Source organism: uncultured Gordonia sp. (genome assembly GCF_937858515.1).
Lineage (GTDB): Bacteria > Actinomycetota > Actinomycetes > Mycobacteriales > Mycobacteriaceae > Gordonia.
Genome location: NZ_CALLZT010000210.1, coordinates 85,915 through 94,995 on the forward strand (window position 1 = coordinate 85,915; position 9,081 = coordinate 94,995).

Consider the following 9,081-nt stretch of genomic DNA (forward strand, 5'->3'; position numbering starts at 1 on the left):
CGGCCGGCGACCGAGCCTCGAAACCACGCAAGATGACAATGTCGTCTCACCGGGGTTTCGAGGCTCGCAAGCGCGCACCTCAACCGGCAGTCATCACCTCAGGCGTCGCCGAGAGCGGCGATGATGCGGGGGCGCAGTTCGGCGGCGGGGATCACCGCGTCGACCGAACCGACCTCGACGGCGCGGCGGATGCTGTGGATCTTGTCGAACTCGGCGGCCACCTCACCGAGCTTCTCCGCCCGCACCGAGGTGCGCACGTCCTCCAGATCCGTTTCCAGCAGGGTGCGTTCGGCTCCCTCGGCGCGCTCGGTGCGGGTGCGCAGCTCTTGCACCCGGGGATCGGCAGCCGTCCGGTGCGACACCTCACCGCCGAACACCGCTGCCGCGGCGGGCGCACCGCCGAGCACCGACGCGAACGATCCGTCGACCGCGAGCACCGTCATTCGCGGGTTGAGTGTCTTGGAGAACACCACGAACGCGCCGCCGTGGTAGCGAGAGATCACGCAGAAGGCGATCGGTCCGTCGAAATTGACGATGGCCCTGCCGATTTCGGCGCCGTACTCCAGCTGTAGCTTACGCATCGATTCCGGTGAACCGTCGAAGCCCGACAGGTTGGCCAGTACGACCAGCGGACGGTTGCCGCTGGCCGCGTTGATCGCCCGGGCCGTCTTCTTCGACGAATTGGGGAACAGGGTGCCCGCGGTGTAGGTATCCGGGCCGTCCGACGGCGGGAAACCGGTGCGCGGCACGGCCTTTGACTCGATACCGATGAGGCACACCGGATTTCCTGCCAGGTGTGCGTCGGTGACCACGGACGTTTCCGCGTCGGCCATGTTCGCCCAGCGTTCGAGCACCGGATGATCCTGGTCGGCGACCGCACGCATTACCGTGCGGATGTCGAACGGCTTCTTGCGATCCGGGTTGGCGGTAGCGGAGAAGATGTCACCGACAGTGGCGAAGTCGCTGCCGGCCAGCACGTGCGGGAACCCACTGACGTCACGGTCGACCGGGTCGGCGGTGACCGCTGAGCGCGGTGCGCTCTCCCCGGGCACCACATAGGTGTGGTCGTAGTGCGACATCAGGATGTCGCGTGCCGCAGTAAGATTCGGCGCCCAGTACTGCGCCTGGCCGTTGGGTCCCATCACCCGGTCGTAGCCGCCGATACCGAAGTTGTCCTCGGCCGACACACCACCGGAGAAGTCGAGCGCCTGCTTGCCGGTGAGCACCATCGCCGACTCCGGAGTCATCACCAGGATGCCCTTGGTGTGCATCAGCATCGTCGCCTCGGCGTTCCAGTACGGCTGCGCGCCGACGTTGATGCCGGCGACGACAATGTTGATCTCGCGGCCGTCCTGGGTGAATTCGACGATCTTCTTCAGGGCCGCCGCCACCCAGTCCATGTTCTCGGTACCGGACTCCATCGACACCCGGGCGCCTGCGGACAATGCGTACCATTCCAGCGGGATGTCCCGCTGCTCGGCCAGTTCCAGCGCCGCGATCACCCGGCGGCATTCTTGCTCGGACAACGCGCCGAGAGCCTTCGTCGGGTCACCGAGCAGCACCACACGCGTGATGCCCTGCGGATACTTCTCGGTGGCGGTGGTCACCAGGCCGGCGACGATCGCGGCCTTGTTCAGGCCCCGGGACCGGTCCACCGGAACCAGGGTGCCGTCGTCGGACAGGTCGTGTTCGGTGAAATCGCCCAGCAGATCGACCAGCTCGTAGGGGTACACGTTGCCGCGGGCCGCGGCACGCAGCACCTTCTGCCGGTAGGCGTCGATGGGTTCGACCGGTTCACCGATCGGGGTGTCGTAGTCGACGACGGCGTTACCGGCCGCGTCGAAGCTCAGATGGATGGCAGTCTTGACCAGTTCACCCGACTCCTCGTCGGGGCGGCGGCCGATGATCAGGATCTCCTCCAGACCGGCGCCCACGGTCGTGGGCAGCACCCGGTCGGCGATGGCCTGCAGTTCGTCGCTGGTCGTGGTGATCGGCGGCCACACGTACAGGGCCAGACGGTTGGTGCTGTACCGGGTGGCCGCAGGACGCCGCGCGTGGGCCCGGCGGATCGAATCCAGACAGGTGGCGATGGTGCGCTCCGCCGTCGGGTAGACGAGAAGGTTGTTGGGCTCGTCGCGGAACGGGGTGAGGTCGCGGACCTGTGCGAACGCGATCAGTCGATCGTCCGACGGGTTCTCCTTGGCGACCGCGCGGAACAGGTAGATCTCCTCGTCGTCGGTGGACCGCAGGCGTGTCAGATCGAACTTGTGCAACCGCTCCATCTGCATGCGCTGTGCGATATGTGGGTGCAGGCCCCGGATCAGCCGGTCCTCGGTGAGCCCCGACAGCGACGGCCGGAAGGTGAAATGGTGGTGCATGACAGTGCTGCCGACCCCGGCGACCGTCGCCGTGATGCGTTGCAGCTGTTCGGGAATCGGGCGCGCGGACACGATCTCGTGCAGCGCCGCCACCATCTCGTCGAAGGACGCGGGTTGACGTTCCCAGCTCAGGTAGATGTCGGCGACGACGGGCACCGAACTCGCTGAGGCCAGTTCGATCAGGCCACGGGTTGCGGCGTCGAGCGCGCCGTAGTTGACGGCGACCGAGGCGACGGTCACGTTGTGCCGGTCGGCGACGACGAAGTGGCATCCGGCGATGTCCCGGACTCGCAGATCGTTGAGACCCTTGTTGCCGTAGTAGCGGCGGGTCAGTACCTCCAGCATCACGGAGTTGTCGTAGTTGCCGCGGGCCAGGCGCTGGGCCAGCAACCGCACCAGCGGCTGTGTGCTGGGCACCATCTGCGCGATCCGTTCGGCGCGATCCGCGGCATCGGGATGCTGGTCGAGATAGCGCAATGATTTGCGGACATCGGTGTACACGCGGGCTCGATCGCGGCGCAGTACCGGCAGCGCGAACCAGGCGTATGCGACGCTACGGGCGACGTCGGCGATGCGGGGGAAACGCACCTGGGTGACCCCGACGAGACGTTCGAGGGCGACGGTGACCTGACCGGCGATGGCGCTGTCCGGCACGGGTTCGCGCAACCATTCCCGCAGCAGGGAGATGATCACGCCGGTCTCCGACCGCTGCTGGGCCAGGAAGATCCGGTACACGCTCGACTCCAACTCGGGAGTGCGGTCGAGTTCGGTCACCCCATAGTGCCGCAATGCGCTGGTCAGCGTCGTACGGAAGGATTCGGGCAGACCTGCGCGTTCGACGTCGAGACTGCGCAGATACGTGTGGAAGTATTCGCGGGCGCTGTGCACATGGCCCAGGCCGTCATCGTCCTCGGTGGACTGCCGATAGCGGTCCGACGGACCGTTGTTGGTCAGGTCGGCCAGATCGGTGAACACCTCGATGAGCTCAAGTTCGGCGGCGATCTGCCGGTGCCCGTCCGCGGCGGCGGCGGTACGGGCGGCGACGTACTCATCGATGATCTTGCCGCCGTGCGGGCCCATGTCGTAGCCGAGCAGCAGGCTGCGCAGATGCTCCTGGTGACGGATCAGCTGTTCGTCGGCGCCGCGCCCATCGAGCACCTCCGGCAAGTCCAGGTCGGCCTGCGCGGAGGCCGCACCCGCCGCCGCGTCGGCGTCCTCGTCGTCTCCGTCGGCGAGCTCTTCCAGACGCAGTAGCGGGGCTCCGGATTCGACCTGCGATCCGACCGTGACCACACAGTCGGTGAGCCGGGCACGGAACGGTGCCCGCAGCACCGTCTCCATCTTCATGCTTTCAAGCACCAGAACGGGGTCGCCTGCCTCGACTTCGGCACCCACCTCCAGCGGGGTGGCCACCACCAGGGCAGGGGCCGGGGAGCGGAGTACACCGCCCTCATCGCGGCTGACCCGATGGGTGACGCCGTCGACCTCTATCAGATGAACGGGACCATGGGTGCCTGTGGTGACGCGGTGGCGCATACCGTTGACGACGATCTGCCCCGAATGCCTGTCGAACCGGTGCAGATCGATATCGGCGGTCTGCGTCTCGGTGCCCGCGTCGATTCCGATGCGGAACCTGTTGGCACCCACCCGGGCGGCCCGCACCCGATAGGTGGCGCCGCGCAGCTTGAGGTCGAGCGGACGGCCACTGTGATGCTGCACCTGCGGACGGCCACCGGCTGCGGTGGTGAGCAGACGATGCTGTTCGGCGTGCTCGTCCTCTTCGTAGATGTCGATGGCGGCCAGCGCGAGCGCGACTCCGATGTGCCGATGTGAGACCAGCCGACCTTCGCCACGGACCCGGTCGATCCAGCCGGTGTCGGCGGAGCCATCGATGACTTCGGGCTGATCGAGCAGGTCGAGCACGAATCCCTTATTGGTGGCACCACCTTCGATGATGACGCGGGTCTCTGTCATCGCGCGGCGCAGCCGACCCAGCGCCTGCTCGCGGTCGGAGCCGTAGGCGATGATCTTGGCGATCATCGAGTCGAAGTCGGCAGGGATGGTGTCGCCCTCGCTGACGCCGGTGTCTACACGGACACCCGGACCCGCAGGCAGGTCGAGCATCGCGATCCGGCCGGGTGCGGGCGCAAAATCACGATCGGGATCTTCGGCGTTCAGGCGTGCTTCGACCGCGTGACCACGTTCGGCAGGCGGGGTGCCTTCGAGTCTATTGCCTGCGGCCACCTGGATCTGAGCACGCACCAGGTCGATGCCGGTAGTGAGTTCGGTTACCGAATGTTCCACTTGCAGACGGGTATTGACCTCCAGGAAAGCGAACAGTTCGTCACCGGGGTGATACAGGAATTCGACGGTGGCGGCACCGGAGTAACCGACGGCGACGGCGAGCCGTTCGGCCGATTCCTTGAGCTGGGTGACCTGCTCGGGCCGCAACACGACCGACGCGGATTCCTCGATCACCTTCTGGTTGCGCCGCTGAATGGAACAGTCGCGCACACCGAGTGCCCAGGCGGTGCCCTGGCCGTCGGCGATCACCTGCACTTCGACGTGGCGTCCGCCGGACACCATCCGTTCGAGGAACACGACGCTGCTGCCGAACGAGCGTGCGGCTTCCTGACGAGTGCGCTCGTATGCCTCGACCAGGTCGCTTTCCTCGGTGATGACGCGGATACCGCGCCCACCACCACCCGCGGTGGCCTTCAGCATCATCGGGTAGCCGATGGTGGCTGCCGCGGCGATGGCGTCTTCGAGGGTGTCGACGGCGCCACCGCTCCACGGAGCGACCGGTACGCCCACAGATTCGGCGATCTGCTTGCCGCCGATCTTGTCGCCGAGTTTGCGCATCGCATCCGGGCTCGGACCGATGAAGGTGACCCCGATCTGTGCGCACAGTTCGGCGAAGGCCGGGTCTTCGGCGACGAAACCCCAACCGACCCAAGCGGCTTCGGCGCGAGTGGCGACGAGGGCCTTCTCCAGGGCCTTGAGATCGATGTACGGCCGAGCCGATGCCGGGCCGAGGTCGTAGGTGATGTCGGCTTCGCGCACGAACGTGGCGTTGCGGTCGACGTCGGTGTAGAGCGCGATCGTTTCGATCGTCTCGCCGGTCTCGGCCGCGAGGTCGCGCACGGCGTGTATCAGTCGCATGGCTGCCTCGCCACGGTTCACGATGGCGATTCTGCTGAACATCGTCTACTCGCTCCATTCACCAAGTCGTCAGGCGGGGACCTCCCGGGCACCGACATGGCGCGCGGGATGTGATCCTCCGAGTACCCCATTGTGTGGGTGATCCGCGCTACTACCAAGTAGGACCGGCCGAGAGTGGCGTATCTGACGTTCGCCTATCACCCGGCGACCGACAGAACGCGACATCGGACGGCATCTGCATGGTCGCCCGGGGTTGCCGATGGTCCGGGGGACTACGGTGAATCGGTGACGCTGACCGTATCCGCGCAAGTCGCCCTGATCCTCGCCGGGCTGATCTTCCTCTGGGCATTGCTGCTCGGCATCTGGAAGTTCCAGCAGATCGCCCGCAGTCCGCAGGGGCAGGCTCACGTCTACGTCGACATCGCCCACCGGGCGGCGCTCCTGTACGCCTTCGCGACCGGTCTGCTGGCGGCCTTCGTCCAGTTCAGCGCCTGGCCTACCTGGCTCAATGTGGGTGCACTGAGTGTGGTGGTGTTCTTCTTCGTCGCCGCGATCGGGTCGTACTGCCTGCACGGTTGGAAACAGGACACCGAGAACCAGCTGAAGCCGCTGCACCCGCCGGTGATGGGCTTCATGATCGCGCTGATCGTCGGCGAGGTGGGCGGCAGCGCCCTGATCCTGGCCGGATTCATTGTCGAACAGGCAAAGAGCTGGGGCTGACCGGGTACGCGTCGCCTGCGCGCAGACTTATCAGCCGAATCCGGGCGGGGGACCGGGGTAGTCGGGCACAGTGCCGCCGAACGCGGGGCAGCGGGACTTGTGCTCGCAGAACTTGCAGAGCCACGACCGTTGCGGCTGGAAATCTCCCGTGGCGACCGCGATACGGATTGCCGACCAGATGGCCGTCAGTGTGCGTTCGAACCGCTCGAGTTCGGCAGCCTCGGGAGTGTAGGTCAGTTGCTGGCCGTCGGCGAGATACATCAGCTGCAACCGGTCCGGGACAACCCCGCGGTCGCGCCACAACGCCAGCGCGTAGAACTTCATCTGGAACAACGCCCGCGCCTCGCCGGATTCGCCCGGTGCGCGGCCGGTCTTGTAGTCGACCACCCGGACCTCACCGGTCGGGGCGATATCGATGCGGTCGATGAACCCACGCAACGGCAGGTCGACCGACGACACCTCCAGATACTCCTCGCACGAGGCTGCCTCGAAGGCGGTGGGATTCTCCATCGAATAGTAGGTGGCGATCAACTTCTGTGCTGAGGCGATGAACTCGTCGGCCGCCTCCGGGGCGACCACCTCGTGCAGGGACGGATCACCCTCGCACAACGCCGCCCACGCACCCTCCACCAGCAGATCCGCCGATTCCCGGGTGCGTAGCTCGGCCGGCATGTCGAACAGGTTCTCCAGCGCCGCATGCACCACCGTGCCCCTGGTCTGCGCGGGTGTCGGTGTCTCGGGAAACCTGTCGATGGTCCGGTACCGGTAGAGCAGCGGGCACTGTTTGAAGTCGGCCGCCCGCGACGGCGACAGAGCCAGCGGCCGGCCGACGATTCCCCGGCGGTCGCTCTCCGCCGGCATTGCGCGGTGCCGCGGCGTGGTCTGTTCGACGGTGATACCCACAATTGGCAGGTTAGGCGACTCCTGTGACAATCTCGTCCGGACACCCACACCCCGCCGCCGACCGCCTGACGGGGAACAGGAAGGAAACACCTCACCATGCCCACAACCGGCCCGTTCGTCATCGGCGATCGCGTTCAGCTCACCGATGCCAAGGGCCGCAAGTTCACCGTGGTCCTCGAGGAAGGCAAACAGTTCCACACCCATCGCGGCGCGATCAGCCACGACGACCTGATCGGAGCCCCCGAGGGATCCATCGTGTCGGCGACCAGCGGCACGCAATACCTGGCGTTGCGTCCGCTGCTCGTCGACTATGTGCTCTCGATGCCGCGTGGCGCGCAGGTGATCTATCCGAAAGACTCCGCCCAGATCGTCACCGAGGGTGACATCTTTCCCGGTGCGCGAGTCCTGGAGGCCGGTGCCGGATCGGGTGCACTGACTTGTTCGCTGCTGCGGGCCGTGGGTTCGCACGGTGAGGTCCGCTCGTACGAGGTGCGTGAGGATCACGCCGAACACGCCCAGCGCAACGTCGAGACGTTCTTCGGCGGCGCCCCCGACAATTGGCGGCTCGTCGTCGACGATCTGGCCAACCACGATCCTGCCGACCAGTACGACCGCATCATTCTGGACATGCTGGCGCCGTGGGAACCGCTCGACGTGGTGCGCCGGACATTGAAACCAGGGGGAGTCCTGGTGATATATGTCGCGACCGTCACTCAGTTGTCGCGGGTGATGGAGGCGCTGCGCGATCAGGAGTGCTGGACCGAACCACGCGCCTGGGAGTCGATGGTGCGCGAGTGGAGCGCCGTGGGTCTGGCTGTGCGTCCCGAACACAGAATGCAAGGTCACACCGCATTTCTGATCACCGCGCGGCGCCTGGCCGACGGGACGACCACCTTGCGGCCACAGCGCAGACCGACCAAGGGCTGACGTGCGCACCGGTTCGGTGGGTTCATCGCGGAAACATCACGCACACATGGGCGCGACACACATTTAACGCCGCGACCGGCCGTAAGGTGCGCCGTGCGAAGCATTCGGCGCCGTGCACCGGTAGCGTGGAGTCACGGTGCATCACTCGAGTGTGCTTCCGGGGAGAGGAGTCAGCAATGACCGAATCTGACCGTCAAGACAATTCCGGCCGGGCAAATGAGTCCCGGACGCCGAACGCCGGGGATTCGTTCGTCCCGGCCTATTCGCCGACAGCGGCGTTGGGTGCGGATGCCAATCGCGATCGTGAGCTCCAGCAGCGGGTGGACTCGCTGACGGTGCGCAACGCCAAACTTCTCGAAACGCTCAAGGAAGCACGGCAGCAGCTCATCGCCTTGCGCGAGGAGGTCGACCGGCTCGGCCAGCCGCCCAGCGGTTACGGTGTGCTGCTTGAGGTGTACCCCGACGCCACCGTCGACGTGTTCACCTCGGGCCGCAAGATGCGGCTGTCGTGCTCACCGAACATCGACGTCGACACCCTCCACAAGGGGCAGACGCTACGCCTCAACGAGGCGCTGACCATCGTCGAGGCGTGCGAGTTCGACTCGGTGGGGGAGATCAGCACCCTGCGCGAGGTCCTCGCCGACGGCAAACGCGCACTCGTCGTCGGTCACGCCGACGAGGAGCGGGTCGTGTGGCTGGCCGAGCCGCTGATCGGCTCGATGGAGGGCGACATCGACGGCCCGGGCCGCAAGCTTCGCCCCGGTGACTCGTTGCTGGTGGACACCAAGGCCGGCTTCGCGTTCGAGCGGGTACCCAAGGCCGAGGTCGAGGACCTGGTCCTCGAAGAAGTACCCGACGTCGGCTATGAGGACATCGGCGGTCTCGGTCGGCAGATCGAGCAGATCCGCGACGCCGTCGAGCTGCCGTTCCTGCACAAGGACCTGTTCCGCGAGTACGCGTTGCGCCCGCCCAAGGGTGTGCTGCTGTACGG

General features: G+C 66.3%; 4 protein-coding genes and 1 pseudogene. 3 read left to right on the top strand and 2 right to left on the bottom strand.

The window, feature by feature from the left end:
* Nucleotides 1-98: 98 nt before the first annotated feature.
* Nucleotides 99-5,582: a carboxyl transferase domain-containing protein gene (locus Q0627_RS21175; protein ID WP_291015611.1), complete on the bottom strand. Its 5,484-nt coding sequence runs from the start codon at nucleotides 5,580-5,582 to the stop codon at nucleotides 99-101.
* A 243-nt stretch (nucleotides 5,583-5,825) separates the two neighbouring features.
* Between Q0627_RS21175 and Q0627_RS21180 the strand changes: the two genes are divergently transcribed.
* Complete coding sequence (locus Q0627_RS21180; protein ID WP_291017274.1) at nucleotides 5,826-6,260, top strand: hypothetical protein; 435 nt, start codon at nucleotides 5,826-5,828, stop codon at nucleotides 6,258-6,260.
* 30 nt (nucleotides 6,261-6,290) lie between these two features.
* Here the strand turns inward: Q0627_RS21180 and Q0627_RS21185 are convergent, their stop codons facing one another.
* Entirely contained in the window at nucleotides 6,291-7,121 is an 831-nt protein-coding gene (locus Q0627_RS21185; protein ID WP_291017277.1) for a RecB family exonuclease, read from the bottom strand.
* 138 nt (nucleotides 7,122-7,259) lie between these two features.
* On the opposite strand from Q0627_RS21185, the gene Q0627_RS21190 reads away from it, so the two are divergent.
* Entirely contained in the window at nucleotides 7,260-8,090 is an 831-nt protein-coding gene (locus Q0627_RS21190) for a tRNA (adenine-N1)-methyltransferase (RefSeq protein ID WP_291017255.1), read from the top strand.
* A gap of 176 nt (nucleotides 8,091-8,266) precedes the next feature.
* Nucleotides 8,267-9,081: pseudogene (locus Q0627_RS21195) on the top strand (proteasome ATPase); the annotation flags it as partial.

What these genes read in the sequence shown, in the direction of transcription:
- Q0627_RS21175 (WP_291015611.1), bottom strand. Translation starts at nt 5,582, where the DNA reads ATGTTCAGCAGAATCGCCATCGTGAACCGTGGCGAGGCAGCCATGCGA.
- Q0627_RS21185 (WP_291017277.1), bottom strand. Translation starts at nt 7,121, where the DNA reads ATGCCGGCGGAGAGCGACCGCCGGGGAATCGTCGGCCGGCCGCTGGCT.
- Q0627_RS21190 (WP_291017255.1), top strand. Translation starts at nt 7,260, where the DNA reads ATGCCCACAACCGGCCCGTTCGTCATCGGCGATCGCGTTCAGCTCACC.